The sequence below is a fragment of the Nonomuraea sp. NPDC050783 genome, assembly GCF_040802095.1.
Lineage (GTDB): Bacteria > Actinomycetota > Actinomycetes > Streptosporangiales > Streptosporangiaceae > Nonomuraea.
This window is the reverse complement of record NZ_JBFAHK010000043.1, coordinates 25,568-39,073: the sequence shown is the minus strand read 5'-3', so window position 1 is coordinate 39,073 and position 13,506 is coordinate 25,568. Positions and strand designations below refer to the sequence as shown.

Below are 13,506 nucleotides of genomic sequence, written 5' to 3'. Positions count from 1 at the left end.
TTCGACCCGTTCTTCACCGAGATCCAGCGCGTCTACGACGATCTCGGCGAGGGCCGGTCGGCGGCCGCGGAACCGGTGGTGGAGCGAGGGTCAGAGGGGACAGGGCGAGCAGAAGTACGGCTCGATGCGCAGGTGGAGCACGTAGTGCCAGCCCTCGGTCTTCTTCTCGAACGTGCGGATCTCGTACCGGCTCAACGGGTTGACGGTGAACGTCTCGTCCATGAGGACGTCGTCACCCGAGATGTCGTCCTCCATGATCACCGCGCGGACCTGCCGGCCGTCCGCAGGGACGATCATGCTCTTGCTGGGGCCGCCGTAGACCAGGATCGTCTGTTCGAGGGGGCAGATGTACTGGTGCACGGTCCAGGCGCAGCCGAGCCTGCGGAGCGGGAAGTCCTCCTCCTTGGCCCCCCAGTCGGGGTCCGGCCACACCTTCTTGGTCGCCCAGAGGAAGGGCGCCCTGGGTGCCTTGATGTGGACCGAGACCTCGTCGACCGACTCCTCCTCGGTGTCGTGGGCGATCACGCCTTCCACGGAGATCGCCACGTGCGGGACCTCGTCCGACGTGACGGTCGCGGTTGCGGTGGCCGCCTGGGCGGCCGGCGCGGCGGGCAGGAGGGCCGCGCAGGCCGCGAGGGCGATGAGTAACCGGATGCCTCTCATGGGCTCAGCGTGCGAGGGCACTCTTGTGGATCACTGAGAACTGAGTGGGAACGCCCGCTCCCGCCGTCCGTGCTCGGGGGGCGCGTGCCCGTGCCGCCCAGCGGGAATCTGAGGGTGCCAGGCTGTCACGGTGATCGGCGATCTCCCGGCTGGGCTTGTCGCCGGCATCCCACCGCTGAGGACCACCTGCGGGCGCTCGCCGTCCTGGACTCCTGATGGGGCGGGTTCAAGGGCGGGGCGCGGGCCGCGGAACGAGCAGGACACCGCCGACATCCACTTCGTGGGCATCGAGCCGGCGCCGCAGGGCCAGGGGGCCGGCCCGGCCCTCCACCGAGCCTTCTTCGCGCTCGCCCGAGCGCAGGGCCGCCGGGACGTGTCCGTTAACGGACACGTCCGGAGGGTGGTTCGGAGCGGGAGTCGGGTAGGAACGGCCTCCCCCACTCTCTACGCGGAGGTACGTATGCTCGCCTGGGTCAAGCGACTCTCCGTCATCCCGCTCCTGGTGATCGTCGGCGCGTCCCTGCTCGCGTCTCCCGCGCAGGCTCTCAGCGGCTACACCTGCACCAGCGGCTCCCGCCACTTCATGGGCGACGTCGTGGGCTATGTCATCCTGGCCAGCGGCTGCGTTCCCGGAGGTTCCGGGATCACCATCCCGGAAGGCACGTTCTCCTGTGTGTACGTGAACTACACACCCGAGCTCGGCCTCCTCAACGGCCGAGGCTGCTGACCCTTCCGCCGATTCCGCGACTTCGGGTGCCCGAGCGGCGCGACATCAGCATCGGCAGCACAGCCATTCAGGCTGTCCGCCACGCTCGTGGTGTGATTGTTGTGGATCTTGCCCGTCGGGTTCGAGGCCGATCCGACCCTTCTGGATGAGTTTTGGCGTCCGGAGACGGGTGGCCTCAAGCGGTCGTGACGGAGCAATAACGCATCGTGACGGCGGAAGGCCCGGCGGCCCCGCTGCTGGGAAGGGGCCGCCGGGCGGGCCGCTGTCTTCCGGCGGGAGGTCGCCGGATCAGCGGTCTACCGGTGAGGAGTCACGGCCCTGGGGTGAGGAGCCGTTCGGATGGGGGCGGTCAGTCGTTGTTGTCGGTGACGCCCTTTCCCTCCTCCGTGCCGGTGTCGAGGGTGGGGCCATTGTCCTGCTTGTCCGTGGTTCCGCTGGTGTCGTGGTCAGCGGGCGGGATCGCGGGGGCGGACGTGGGCTCGCAGGGGGCGACCGTCCCCTTGACGATCTGCAGAGAGGTCGAGGACGGCGGGGCGGAGTCGCCGTCCTCGCTCTTCGTGACGGCCAGCACCAGCGTGGACCCCTCGGGGACGTCCCCCTCCTTGATCGTGAAGGCGATCCCGTCATCCGCCTTGCTGATGCTCGCGGCGAACTTCCCGTCCGCGGCCCCGTTCTCGCCGCGGGGCTGCTTGCAGGTCTGGCCTGCGGGCAGGTAGTCCACCACCGACTTGATCCCGGTCTCGGCCAGCTTGGCCTCCAGGCCGTCGGGGTCGACGAACGAGTTGATCTGTACGTTGACCGTGCCGTCCGAGCCCTTGGAGACCGCGTACGCCGCGCTGCCGGTCACGCCGGTCACCATCACCACTGCTGTGGCGGCCGCCGCGACCCCCGCCACCACGGCGGACAGTCCCACGATGCGCCGGGTGCGTCGTACGGGTGTCACAGTTGTCATGTGGCCTTCTGCCTTTCTCGTCGCGATCTCGTCCTTGAGTGCACTCAGAAGGCGATCTTCGAAGTTGGTCATATCCGTCCTTCCTGGTACACGGCCGATGGCGAGGCGACGTTCCCGAGGGCGCGCCGGGCGCGGTGCAGTCTGACACGTGCGGTCACGTGCCTGATGCCCAGAGCGTTGGCGGCCTCGGTGACGGTGAGCTGATCGATCGCGACGAGCTCCAGCACGGCGCGATCACCTTCGGGAAGGCCCTGCATGGCCTCCAAGGTGTTGCGCACCCGGCGCTCGGCGTCGATCCGCTCCTCCATCCTGGTGAGATCGTCGTCGTCCATCAGCCGGCGACCGGCGACGCGGCTGGTCGCCCGCGCCTCGATGGCCGCCTTGCGGTGCTGGGCGGATACGACGTTGCGTGCGATGCCGTAGAGCCAGGCGAGCTCGCTACCCCGGCCGGGCACGTAGGTGTGCGCCGAGTCAAGGGCCGCCAGGAAGATGTCCGCCGTCAGGTCGGCGGCGAGGTGAGGGTCGCTCACCCGCCGGACCACGAATCTCATGACGGCATCGACGTGGCGGCGATAGAAGGCCTCGAAGGCCGCGGGGTCGTCGTTGAGGCGCACTGGCCTCGCTCCCTTCGTCGTTCGCCCTTACACCTCTACTTGGATCGGGCGGCGAGAAGCGTTTCAGGCCCTATTCGACTACACCTCGGATCGAGGCCATCAGCGGCGACAGGGCCGGGCGCCGAGCGCGATCCGCTCCCCGCCGGCGGACGGCCGCCGGCCCGTCATCGCCCGATCGTCACGCAGGCGGACGTCTCCGCCGGTCTCAGCACGGCTGAGGTGACCACGTTCATCCGCGATCCGTCGTCGAACGTCGGCACCCGCTCGGGCAGCTCCCCCGCGATGCCCGCGATGCCCGCGTAGACGTCGCGGACGAACGCGTTAAGGCGTCCTGGTAGCCCATCGGGTGCCCGGCGGGGGCGTCCTGCGGCGCAGCACCGACCTCGCCGCTCAGGGCCTGGAGATCCGCACCGCGTCGATGGACCACATGGGAGGGCGTCACAGGGGCGGTGCTGCTCGCCATCGAGCACCTCTTCAGCCCCGCGACCCTCACCCGATGGATCGCGGACGGCTCGCCGCTCGGCCACGCCGCCGAACTCCAACGCTTGTCGAACGCCTTCGCCTGAGCGCCACCGATCCCGGGGCTCCGCTCGGGCCCGGCTGCCCCGTTGGTCCGGGAGCACGTCAACCCTGGCTCGTAGCCGGGTTGCTGCTCGCACGGGCTGCCGGGAGTGACGTTGGCTGGGCCCTCGGCGCGGCGCCGCGGTCGTACGAGCGGGGGCCGGCGCCTGGGTGGGCACGTCGATCTCGATGTCGGTCAGGATCTCGTCGAAGCAGTGGTGGCGCACGTATGGGTGGCCTGTCCGGCTGCGTGCCGTGCCCGAGCAGGTATCGCCACAGCGCGGTCGGCCCGTCCGCTGGACAGTGCTGGAGCTGGGCCACGGCGACGGAGTGCCGTACGCGGACGACAGGCTGGGCGGCGAGTTCATCGTGGTGCGGGGCTCAGCGGGGGAAGGTGACGTTGACGAACGTGCCGGTGATCGCGGCGGCGTGGTGGGAGCCAGAGACGTGGCGGTCACCTCGCACCGGCGCACCGGACGTCAAGGATCGATGTCCGGCTGGTACGCCATGACGTCGAGGAAGCGGCGCAGGACAGGCAGGTCGTTCCGGGCGCGCCACAGGACTGTGGAGGTGATCCGGGGGCTCGGGCCGGCCAGAGGGACGAAGGCGACATCTTGTCCGCGAAGCGCCTGGGCCGAAGCCGGTACCAGTGTCACTCCCAGCCCTGCCGCGACGAACATGAGCTGGGTGGAGATCTCGCGGGCGTGATGGGTGATCCGCGGCGCGAACCCCGCGAGCTCGCACGTGCTGATCATCGTCTCGTGCCACTCCGTGCAGAGCTCCGGCGCGAGCATGACGAAGTCCTCCTGCGCGAGCCGTGCGAGCTCGATCTCTGGATCCCGCGACAGAGGATGCCCGGCGGGTAGCGCAGCCACGAAGTGCTCGGCCGAAAGCTCATGGACGGCGATGTCGGGGCCGAGGCAGGTGATCTCCCCGAGCCTCGCCACGAAGGTGACGTCGACCACGTCGTCGTGCAAAGGTGCGGCCAGCGACCCGAGCGGCAGCTCTCTGAGCTCGACCTGCACCTCCGGATGGCGGCGCTGGAAGTCCGCCAGGATGGCCAGGAACAGTTTCGACGACGTGGTGGGCACGTAGCCCCCACGCAGCCGGCCCAGCTCGCCGCGCCCGGCCCGGCGGGCGACCGTGCGGGCGATCTCCGCTTGTGCGAGGGTGCGTCTGGCCTCGACCAGGAATGCCCGGCCCGCCTCGCTGAGCCGCGTACGGCGCCGCTCGCGGATGAGCAGGTCCACGCCGAGCGAGCTCTCGAGCCGCTGGATCTGCTGGGAGAGGGCGGGCTGAGCGATGTGCAGCCGGGCGGCGGCCCGCCCGAAGTGCAGCTCCTCGGCGACGGCGACGAAGCCTTCGAGGTGGCGCAGGTCAAAGCTCATACGACGAACTTATCAAGTCATCATCATTCAGTCTTTGAACCGATGATCTCCGGCTCCCTATCGTCATCGCCATGAATGCACAGCTTTCACGTCTCGGCGGCAAAGTGGCCGTCGTCACCGGCTCCACCTCGGGGATCGGTGAGGCGATCGCACGCGCGTTCGCCCGGGAAGGTGCCATGGTCGTCCTGACGGGCCGGCGCGCGGATCTCGGTGAGCGGGTCATGAAAGGGGTCATCGACGACGGCGGGCAGGCCGCCTTCGTGCCCGGCGACCTGACGCTGCCGGAGACGCGCCAGGCCGTGGTGTCGGCGGCCGTGAAAAGGTTCGGCGGCCTCGACATCCTCGTCAACAACGCCGCGATCGCCAGTTTCGCCATGACCGACGAGGTCGGCGAGGACGACTTCGACCGCATGGTGACCCTCAACTACAAGGCCGCCTACTTCATGACCCAGGCGGCCCTGCCCCACCTCCTGAGCGGCCGCCGTAGCAGGATCGTCAACATCGGCACGTTGGGCGCCGTCAAGAGCTGGCCGGGCGCGTCGGTGTACAACTCCTCCAAGGCCGCGCTGGAGAGCCTGACCAGGACATGGGCGACCGAGTACGGACCGCGCGGCGTGTGCGTCAACATGATCAGCCCCGGGATGGTGGTGGACGCGCCGATGTCACAGCCCGTTCTGGCACAGCTCGACGTCGACACGCAGGTCCTGCCCAATGTTCCCGCCCGCCGGCTCTGCACGACGGACGACATCGCGGCGGCGGCCCTCTTCCTGGCCTGCGCCGATGCCGACTACCTGCACGGCGTTCGCCTCCCTCTCGACGGTGGGCTGACAGCATGACCATCGGCCCCGGCCCCGGCCCCGGCCGGCGAGCCGGCTCAGCCGAGCGACGCGGCGCACTCGTGCTGTCCCTGTTGTGCGCCGTGCAGTTCATGGTCATCCTCGACACCACCATCGCCAACGTGGCGCTGCCCTCCATCGGCCGCGAGTTCGCCCTGGCCGAAGGCGACATGCAGTATGTGATCACGCTCTACGCGGTCACCTTCGGCGGGTTCCTCGTCCTGTCCGGGCGACTCGGCGACCTGCTCGGCCGGCGCAGGTTGTTCACCGGCGGCACGGTACTGTTCGTGGCATCGTCGGCGGGATGCGGGCTGGCGGCACGAGTGGAGATCCTCCTGGTGGCGCGGACACTCCAGGGTCTGGGCGCGGCGCTCATCTCCGCCACCGCACTGAGCCTGCTGCTGGTCATCCACGCCGAGGGCACCGGCCGCAACCGGGCCTTGGGCATCTGGAGCGGGCTCGGCGCCTCAGGAGCCGGAGCCGGCCTCATCCTCGGCGGCGTGCTGACCGACACCCTCGGCTGGCGCGCGGTCTTCCTGGTCAACGTGCCGATCGGCGCGGTCGCGCTGCTCCTGACCGGAGTCCTGCCACGCGACGGGCAGGTGACGTGGGACCGTACGAAGCTCGACTTGCCCGGAGCGGTGACCATCACCGCCGGGATCGGTCTCCTGATCCACGGCCTCGGCCTCGGCCGGCAGACCGGCTTCAGCGCGCCGGCGACCATGAGCGTACTGGCAGCGGTGGTGCTGCTGACTGCCTTCGTCCTGATCCAACGCCGCTCGGCGAGCCCGCTGGTCCCGTTGCGGATCGCCGGACGCGGCCCGGTCGCCGGCGCCAACCTGGCCATCATCTGCCTGACCGCCGTGATGGGCGGCCAAGGGTTCTTCCTGATCCTGTACATGCAGGGCGTACTCGGCTACTCGTCCCTGCAGACGGGGCTGGCGGTCCTGCCCTCCGCCATGATGGCGGTCATCGGCAGCACGCTGGCCTCCAGGGTGACCGCGAAGGTGCCGCCGTGGCTCGTCGCCGTCGCTGGGCTGGCCATGGTGGCCGCCGGCGAACTCCTGCTCGCCAGGATCACGGTGCACGGCACGTACCTGACTGATCTTCTGCCGGGATACCTGCTGTTCGGCCTCGGTCTCGCCGCGGCCTTCGTCGGGGCCAGCATCGTGGGCAGTAACGGCGCCTCGGCGGAGGAGCACGGAGTGGTGTCGGGGTTGCTGAACACCTCTCAGCAGGTCGGCATCGCACTTGGCGTGTCCACGCTCGTCACCCTGGCCGTGGCCCACACCGGAGCCCAGGACGATCCCGCGGCGACCGCCGCCCTGGTGGCCGGTTACCGCTTCGGCTTGCTTGCCAGCGCGGTCCTGGCCGCCGCCGGCGGCCTTGCCCTGCTCCTGCTGGGCAAGGGCACGAAGGCAGATGCCGGAGAGCTCCGCGACGGGTGCACCTCGGCCGCATAGCCGTGTCTCCTGCCCTGGGAAACGACTGGCAAGGCGGCAACTGGTCGATGGACGGGTTCGCGCGTCCATCGCCGGTGCCACGATCGCCAAGCAGCAGCACGGCGCGGTGACCCTGCCGGGCACATGCGTTCTCCGCGGTTCGACGGCGCGCGATCCACCTGCCGGGCCGCGGAGAGCACCTCCACGACGAGAAGCCCGACGCCTTCTCCGGCCCGGCCGGTGACGCCTGGTACTGCTTGGCCAGAGCGGCCGTCGTCGGGAAACGCGACCTGGCCAAGGGCACAATCGTGGCGCTCAGCGATTCCGTTCGGACCATGTGCCCGAGGCGTGCGTGTGATCGGAGCCACCAGCACCCCGTTCAGGGTCCACGCCCGGCTCGGGACGACACTCCCCGCTGACGACTCGGGGGATCACCTTCACCCCGGGAACGCGGGAATGACTGCCATCGCCGCACCGTCGGCCTGAAGCGCGGCGCCGGGATCGCTTGGATCTGTCCAGTGAGCTCTTTCATCCTGGGCAACGGGCCGTCTTCGACGCGTTGGAGGACGAGGATGGCCAGCGCGCCAGCACCTCGTCCACGCCCCCCTCGACCAGAGCGGGCGGGAAAAACGAACAGGCTGCGCGGACGTAATGTGAAGATGCTCGTATGAGACGAACGACCACCGGCGGCCCGGTCTTACGCCGGACAGTGGTGCTCCTGGCCGGCGCACTCCTCCTCGCGGGGCTCTTCTGGCTCAGGCCCGGCGAGGACGACCGGTTCGCCCGCTCGGCTCCCCAGATGGAGGCCGTCGCCCGCACATTGGGGAAGGACCAGGTGCTCAAGCGCCAGACAATCGGCGTCCTCACGTTCGATGCGGTCTACTGGGACGGCGACGCGGTCGTCTTCCCCCTCACCAACAGCCACCTCGCGTACATATGGAGCCCTGGCAGAAGGCCGGGCGACACATCGCGCCTGCGGGGCCCGTGGTACACCCTGTGGAGCGACCCCCACTGAGCCCCTTCATCCTGAGTAGCGGCCTTCTTCGATGAGCTGCAGGACGAGGATGGCCTGCACGAGCGTGGTGGCGCGGTGCGGGCAGCAGCGCAGCCGGGACAGGACCTTCCAGGTCTTCAGGGTGGCGACGGCGCGTTCCCCGCAGGCGCGGATGCGGGCGTGCGTGCGGTTGACCGAGCGCTGATGGCGCGACAGCGGCGGCCGCAGCCGATGACCTTTGAACGGCGTGCGGATGCTGCCGCCCGCGCCTTGATAGCCCTTGTCGGCGAAGGTCTTCACCCTTGCGGCGGTCAGGTCATGCGTGGCACCGGCCAGTGCAGGTGAGGCCCACATCAGCCGACCGGCTGGATCGGCCAGGATCTGCACGTTCACGCCGTGGCGTCGGTGTTTACCGGAGTAGTACGCTGCCGACCTGCGCGATCAGGTTGGAGAAGCCTCAGTGATCAGGTCCGGATGTGGCCGGTGCCTGTGCCGGGAGGATGCCAGACTGCCCGGTATGAGCTCTGAGCAGAACCGCGAGCTGGTGAAGCGGGCATGGCGATCGTTCGCGACCCGGGACAAGGAGTTGATCGCGAGCTTCTTCGCCCAGGACGCGGAATGGCTGGCCCCTCCGGCGAACGCGACCGCCGTGGCCCTCGGCGGGACGCACCACATGGTGGGCAGGGAGGCCGTCGTCCACTTCCTCACCGTCGACTTCCCGCGCATGTTCGTCGCCGATGTGGCGGTGGATTTCCGCGGGTTCTACGCCGACGGCGAGGTGGTCGTGGTGGAGGAGACCATGCAAGCCACGCTGGCGGACGGCAACGCCTACCGCAACGACTACTGCTTCGTCTTCGAGCTGCGGGACGGGTCGATCCATCGGGTGCGCGAGTACACGGACACCGCCAGGGGGCATCGCATGGTGTTCGGGGACGCGGGAGGCGAGCGAACCGACGACCACTGAGCCCTTCCCTCTTGGGCGACGGCCCTCCTCGACGAGGCGCGGGACGACGAGGGCCTGGACGATCGCGGTCGCGCGGCGTCAGCAGCCGCGCAGCTTGGTCAGTACCTTCCAGGTCTTCAACGTCGGGACGGCGCGCTCGCCGGTGGCCCGGATGCGGACATTCGGCACGATGACCACAGCCGTCGGCGCGTGCGTCACCAAAGTCTCCGGCATCGACAAGGCCGACCCCACGTGGTGAAGCAGGAAGACATCGACTTCCTCGCCCAGATGATCGCCGCGATTCCCGCCCTCTCCGCATGCCCCGGTCCTTCTGCCGTCCCCCGCGCGGTGATCTCAACCCCGGTATGCGTCGCGCGGCACAACGATAAGGAGACCGGACTGGATGCTTGTCGTGCGGGCGGGCGCGTAATTCCGCGACGCCGCCTTCGTCGGTGGACCATATCGGTCAGCGCAGTTCGGATGGCGGCCCGGTTTGCTCCATGCGCACGGGCGAGGGCCGCGATCGAAGTGCCGTGGTCGGGGAACGCCGAACGCGCCTCTTCAAGCTGGGCGCCGGCCAGCGCGGGCGGCCGGTCGCGGTAGCGGCCTTCGGCTTCGGCGGCGGCGATCCCTTCGACGGTCAGCTCGTTCTGGATGTCGCGCTGGAACTGGCCCACCGCAGTGATCACGTTGATGAGCAGCGCGGTCGTGGCGTCGTTGGCGGCGAGGTCGTGGAAGTTCGACAGCGGGCCCGACAGGACGCGCAGGGCGACACCGCGGGCCTGGCACCAATCGCGCACGGCGTGGACGTCGATCAGATCGCGGCACAGCCGGAACAGCTCCGAGACCGTCAGGACGTCGCCGGGGTGTGCGGCGGCGGCGTCGTGGCACCCAGGAAGCGTGCACGCCGGTCGGGGATCACGAGCAGGACGGCGGCGATACCCTCCAGGGCGCCGACCACGAAGCGCATCCAGGACGGGTAACCCCACTCGACGAACTTCACGGCGTACGCGGGGCTGAATATCGTGTCGCCCGGCCAGTACTTGGTCACGGCGCCCAGCGCGAACTGAAGGGCCAGGAACCAATACAGACCAGTCTTTAGATGTTTCGACATATACCGTCTCTTCCGGAGGTAGGGCAGGGTCGGACCTCCGCCGGCGACTGCATGGCCGACGGAGTCTTGTTTCGGGTTCAGCCCCGCAGGGCGGCGATGGCTTTCTCGATGCGCCGCCGGCGCGTCTCGGCTTTCTTCGCGCTCTCTACGGCGCGCAGGTGCTCACGCTTGCGGCTGCCGGTGAGACGGTCGAAGGCGGTGCGGGCGGCCGGGTCGTCGTCCCGGGCCAGGGCGAAGTCCGGGGGCTCGGCGACGACGCGCGGCTGGGTGTCGAGCTCGAGCTCGACCTCGTCGCCGATCGCGACACCCGCGGCCCGCGCCGCGCCGTCCCGGGCGGCTGTGAGGCAAGAGATCGCGGCTACTCGGCGTAGGGCTGGTCGGTTCCCTGGGCGCTGTAGCCGAGGCTCCAGATGTAGCCGTCCGGGTCGGCGAAGGTGCCGCCGTACCCGCCCCACGGCAGAGCACCCGCGGGCTTGAGGATCGTGGCGCCGGCCTTCTGGGCCTCTGCCATGATCTCCTCGACCCGCGCCTCACTGCGGACGACGTAGGTCAGAACCAGCCCGCTGAAGCCGCTGCCTTCCGGGTCCGTGCCCATCTGGTCGGCCAGACCCTCGCGACCGTAGAAGCCGACCGGCGAGGCGCCGTCCGATTCGAAGAACACCGAGATGCCGTAGTCGTTCTTGATCTTCCAGCCGAGCCCCTCGGTGTAGAACCGCTTGGCCCGGTCCATGTCCCGGACGCCGAGGAGGATCGAGCTGACGTGCGCTTTCATGCCTTGCTCCTTGCACTTCAGATGTGTACGCGCCCGACATCCGGGCCAGGGCCCGGCTGTCACATCGGCGCGTGTTCGCCGGTCAATCGGTATGACAGGACCGGATGGAGGAATGTGACCGATGGTTGAGCAGGACTGGGTGAGCGAACGGTTCGCCGAGCACCAGAGCCGCTTGCACGCGGTGGCCTACCGGATGCTCGGCTCACCCAGCGAGGCCGAGGACGCGGTGCAGGAGACCTGGCTGCGGGTCAGCCGCGCCGACACCGGCCAGGTGGAGAACCCGGCCGGGTGGCTGACCACCGTCGTCGCCAGGGTCTGCCTGAACATGCTCGAGGCGCGCCGGGCCCGGCGTGAGGACTCGGCCGGGGCGCTGCCGCCCGAGCCGACCGCACCGCGGCCCGGCACCCACCTGGCCGGCCAGGCCACCCCCGAGGACGAGACACTGCTGGCCGATTCGGTCGGTGTCGCGCTGATGGTGGTGCTGGACACGCTGGCTCCCGCCGAACGGCTCGCGTTCGTCCTGCACGACGTCTTCGCCGTGTCGTTCGCCGAGATCGGCGCCATCATCGACCGCTCCCCGGCGGCGGCCCGGCAACTCGCCAGCCGGGCCCGGCGCCGGGTGCAAGGAACGGCCGACGCCTGCGATGCCGCGCGTTCGGCGAAGCGGGAAATCGTCGAGGCATTCCTCGCCGCGGCCCGAGGCGGAGACTTCACCGCCCTGGTCGAACTGCTCGATCCGGAAGCCGTGGCCATCGAGATCCGCGGCGCCGAAGCGGTGGCGGCCTTCTTCGCCGGACGGGCTCAGGCCGCCCGGCTCGCCCTGGTCGACGGCGTCCCGGCGGCCGTCTGGTCACACCGCGGCCGGCCGAAAGCCGTCATCACCTTCGCCATCCACGACGAGAAGATCACCCGAATCGCCATCGACACCGACCCGGACCGGCTCCACGACCTCGACATCGTCTACCTCTCCGCCGGCGACAAGGAGCGGCGTTGACCGGCACGGACCTCAAACTCTCCTCCTGCGCCATCGCCGTCCACGACCTCGACGAGGCGCTCGCCTTCTATCGCGACGTACTCGGCTTCGAGGTACGCGACGACCTCGGATCCGACGGAACGCGGCGGGTGAGCGTCCGCCCGCCGGCGCAGCCGGACGTGCGGATCGTCCTTCAAGCGCCCTGCACAGACCCGGGAGTCCCACCGGCCGGCCGGCAATCAATCGAGGACCTGATGACCAACGGCCTCCTGGGCTGTCTCGGCTTCCTGACCGACGACTGCGACGCCACCTTCGAGCACATCGAGGCCGCGGGCGCCGAAGTGATGCAAGAACCGATCAACCAGCCCGACGGCGTCCGCGACTGCGCCTTCCTCGATCCCTCCGGCAACATGCTGCGATTCACCCAGCCGCGGCAGGCAGGTCTCGCACTCGCGTCGAGGCAGGCACACGCCGCGAGGGGCCACCAGGCACCCTGAACGCGGCCGCTCCGCGGCAAAGCCTGGAATCTCCACGCCCTCCTCCTCCCCCGCGTCCTCGTCCTCGGGCAGCTCGGGGATCTCGCCGAGCTGGCGCAAGCCGTCGGCCGGGGCGGAGGAGGCGATGGCATAGCGGCCCAAGACGTTGAGATGGGCGTGACCCAGCGGGCTGAGCCGGGCAGCGTCCTCGTCCTTGACCGGGATACCCTGGGCGCGCAGCAGGGCGACGGCGGCCGACAGGTACCTGGAGTTCCACAGCGCGACCGCATTGACGACGAGACCCAACGCAGCTAGTTGATCTTCCTGGCCCTCCTGATACGCCTTCCGGATTTGGCCGTTGCCACCGTGGCAGATCGTGCGGGCCAGCCGGTGCCGCGATTCCTGCACGGTGAGCTGCTTGTTGAGCTTGCGCCGGTAGGTGCCGTCGATCGGATCCAGGATCGACAGCAGATGCAGGGTCTTGTCGATGCGGCCGTACTCGGCGAACGCTTGCCCCAGCGGGGTCGGACGCCCCCCTCGGGCGAAAGGGTGTCGTGGACGTACAGTGAATCGCGTGGCGTGCCCGGCACGACCACCTGCCCGATCCCCATCACTTGATCATTGGCTGCGTTCAGAAGGGTGAGGCCGCGTTTGTAGCCGAGGTACTTCGGCGAGGGGGCGGCGTTGATCGTCTGGACCGGGACGACGAAACGCAGCCCGTCGACCGAGGCCAGCAGCCCGCCGCCCCACAGCTTCACGATCGGTACGCCGCGCTGGGCCTTGATGAGGATCGCGTTGGCGGCGGCGTGGGTCTCGGCGCGCACGTCGTTCTGATCGACGTGCGAGAGCCTGCCGCGGGTCAGTGCCTCGTCCCCGTCCTTGATCACCGCATCTCACACCGGCTGAGCGCCGTCCGCGACGCGGACCTCATCGCAGTGCTGCACAACGGGATCATCACCGAACAAGGAACACACGCTGAGCTGCTGTCGGCAGGAGGCTCCTGCGCCCACCTGTTCACCCTGCAGGCCGCCGGCTACAAGGCCGTCGCTCC

The 13,506-nt window shown here is 69.4% G+C and carries 16 protein-coding genes and 3 pseudogenes; 8 read left to right on the top strand and 11 right to left on the bottom strand.

Going from position 1 to position 13,506, the window contains the following annotated elements; translation table 11 throughout:
• Positions 1-90 precede the first annotated feature (90 nt).
• Positions 91-663 carry a hypothetical protein gene (locus AB0H75_RS48700; RefSeq protein WP_367808622.1) on the bottom strand — a complete coding sequence of 191 codons (573 nt, stop codon included), beginning with the start codon at positions 661-663 and terminating at the stop codon, positions 91-93.
• Between the two features lie 460 nt (positions 664-1,123).
• Here AB0H75_RS48700 and AB0H75_RS48695 point away from each other — a divergent pair, with 460 nt between their 5' ends.
• A complete protein-coding gene (locus tag AB0H75_RS48695) occupies positions 1,124-1,390 on the top strand; it encodes a hypothetical protein (protein WP_367808620.1) in 267 nt (88 codons plus the stop codon).
• A gap of 349 nt (positions 1,391-1,739) precedes the next feature.
• Here AB0H75_RS48695 and AB0H75_RS48690 read toward each other — a convergent pair whose 3' ends face one another.
• From AB0H75_RS48690 to AB0H75_RS48680, 3 genes are all read right to left on the bottom strand, one after another.
• On the bottom strand, positions 1,740-2,342 hold the full coding sequence (locus AB0H75_RS48690; RefSeq protein ID WP_367808618.1) for a hypothetical protein: 603 nt from the start codon (positions 2,340-2,342) through the stop codon (positions 1,740-1,742).
• A gap of 68 nt (positions 2,343-2,410) precedes the next feature.
• Positions 2,411-2,956 (bottom strand): RNA polymerase sigma factor, encoded by a 546-nt coding sequence (locus AB0H75_RS48685; RefSeq protein ID WP_367808616.1) that lies wholly within the window; start codon positions 2,954-2,956, stop codon positions 2,411-2,413.
• A gap of 1,040 nt (positions 2,957-3,996) precedes the next feature.
• The gene (locus AB0H75_RS48680) at positions 3,997-4,905 is read right to left on the bottom strand and encodes a LysR substrate-binding domain-containing protein (RefSeq protein WP_367808614.1); all 909 of its coding nucleotides are present in this window, start codon (positions 4,903-4,905) and stop codon (positions 3,997-3,999) included.
• A 71-nt stretch (positions 4,906-4,976) separates the two neighbouring features.
• Between AB0H75_RS48680 and AB0H75_RS48675 the strand changes: the two genes are divergently transcribed.
• The 3 genes from AB0H75_RS48675 to AB0H75_RS48665 all read left to right on the top strand — a co-directional run bounded on the left by AB0H75_RS48675 (position 4,977) and on the right by AB0H75_RS48665 (position 8,198).
• Complete coding sequence (locus AB0H75_RS48675) at positions 4,977-5,741, top strand: SDR family NAD(P)-dependent oxidoreductase (RefSeq protein ID WP_367808612.1); 765 nt, start codon at positions 4,977-4,979, stop codon at positions 5,739-5,741.
• The gene (locus AB0H75_RS48670; RefSeq protein WP_367808610.1) at positions 5,738-7,204 is read left to right on the top strand and encodes an MFS transporter; all 1,467 of its coding nucleotides are present in this window, start codon (positions 5,738-5,740) and stop codon (positions 7,202-7,204) included. Before AB0H75_RS48675 ends, AB0H75_RS48670 begins: the two co-directional genes overlap by 4 nt.
• A gap of 646 nt (positions 7,205-7,850) precedes the next feature.
• Positions 7,851-8,198, top strand: coding sequence for a hypothetical protein (locus AB0H75_RS48665; RefSeq protein WP_367808608.1), 348 nt, complete (start codon positions 7,851-7,853; stop codon positions 8,196-8,198).
• Positions 8,199-8,204: 6 nt separating this feature from the next.
• Here the strand turns inward: AB0H75_RS48665 and AB0H75_RS48660 are convergent.
• A pseudogene (locus AB0H75_RS48660) lies at positions 8,205-8,600 on the bottom strand (transposase family protein); the annotation flags it as partial.
• Positions 8,601-8,694: 94 nt separating this feature from the next.
• Here AB0H75_RS48660 and AB0H75_RS48655 point away from each other — a divergent pair.
• A complete protein-coding gene (locus tag AB0H75_RS48655; RefSeq protein ID WP_367808606.1) occupies positions 8,695-9,141 on the top strand; it encodes a nuclear transport factor 2 family protein in 447 nt (148 codons plus the stop codon).
• 81 nt (positions 9,142-9,222) lie between these two features.
• Here the strand turns inward: AB0H75_RS48655 and AB0H75_RS48650 are convergent.
• The 4 genes and pseudogenes from AB0H75_RS48650 to AB0H75_RS48635 form a co-directional block, all read right to left on the bottom strand.
• Positions 9,223-9,303, bottom strand: a pseudogene (locus tag AB0H75_RS48650) (IS5/IS1182 family transposase); the annotation flags it as partial.
• A gap of 32 nt (positions 9,304-9,335) precedes the next feature.
• On the bottom strand, positions 9,336-9,950 hold the full coding sequence (locus AB0H75_RS48645) for a recombinase family protein (protein ID WP_367808626.1): 615 nt from the start codon (positions 9,948-9,950) through the stop codon (positions 9,336-9,338).
• 20 nt (positions 9,951-9,970) lie between these two features.
• Positions 9,971-10,234, bottom strand: coding sequence for a DoxX family protein (locus AB0H75_RS48640; RefSeq protein WP_367808604.1), 264 nt, complete (start codon positions 10,232-10,234; stop codon positions 9,971-9,973).
• A 77-nt stretch (positions 10,235-10,311) separates the two neighbouring features.
• Positions 10,312-10,464, bottom strand: a complete 153-nt coding sequence (locus tag AB0H75_RS48635) for a YdeI/OmpD-associated family protein (protein ID WP_367808624.1) — start codon at positions 10,462-10,464, stop codon at positions 10,312-10,314.
• Here AB0H75_RS48635 and AB0H75_RS48630 point away from each other — a divergent pair.
• Positions 10,393-10,605 (top strand): hypothetical protein, encoded by a 213-nt coding sequence (locus tag AB0H75_RS48630; RefSeq protein WP_367808628.1) that lies wholly within the window; start codon positions 10,393-10,395, stop codon positions 10,603-10,605. The two genes, AB0H75_RS48635 and AB0H75_RS48630, sit on opposite strands and share 72 nt — an antisense overlap.
• On the opposite strand, the gene AB0H75_RS48625 is transcribed toward AB0H75_RS48630, so the two are convergent.
• Positions 10,593-11,006, bottom strand: coding sequence for a VOC family protein (locus tag AB0H75_RS48625; RefSeq protein WP_367808602.1), 414 nt, complete (start codon positions 11,004-11,006; stop codon positions 10,593-10,595). The two genes, AB0H75_RS48630 and AB0H75_RS48625, sit on opposite strands and share 13 nt — an antisense overlap.
• A gap of 121 nt (positions 11,007-11,127) precedes the next feature.
• Here AB0H75_RS48625 and AB0H75_RS48620 point away from each other — a divergent pair, with 121 nt between their 5' ends.
• Both AB0H75_RS48620 and AB0H75_RS48615 read left to right on the top strand, forming a co-directional pair.
• Positions 11,128-12,000 carry a sigma-70 family RNA polymerase sigma factor gene (locus tag AB0H75_RS48620; RefSeq protein ID WP_367808600.1) on the top strand — a complete coding sequence of 291 codons (873 nt, stop codon included), beginning with the start codon at positions 11,128-11,130 and terminating at the stop codon, positions 11,998-12,000.
• A complete protein-coding gene (locus AB0H75_RS48615; RefSeq protein ID WP_367808598.1) occupies positions 11,997-12,476 on the top strand; it encodes a VOC family protein in 480 nt (159 codons plus the stop codon). The genes AB0H75_RS48620 and AB0H75_RS48615 overlap by 4 nt, the downstream gene beginning before the upstream one ends.
• A gap of 87 nt (positions 12,477-12,563) precedes the next feature.
• Here AB0H75_RS48615 and AB0H75_RS48610 read toward each other — a convergent pair.
• Positions 12,564-13,342 (bottom strand): annotated as a pseudogene (locus AB0H75_RS48610) (Tn3 family transposase); the annotation flags it as partial.
• Between the last annotated feature and the right edge of the window lie 164 nt (positions 13,343-13,506).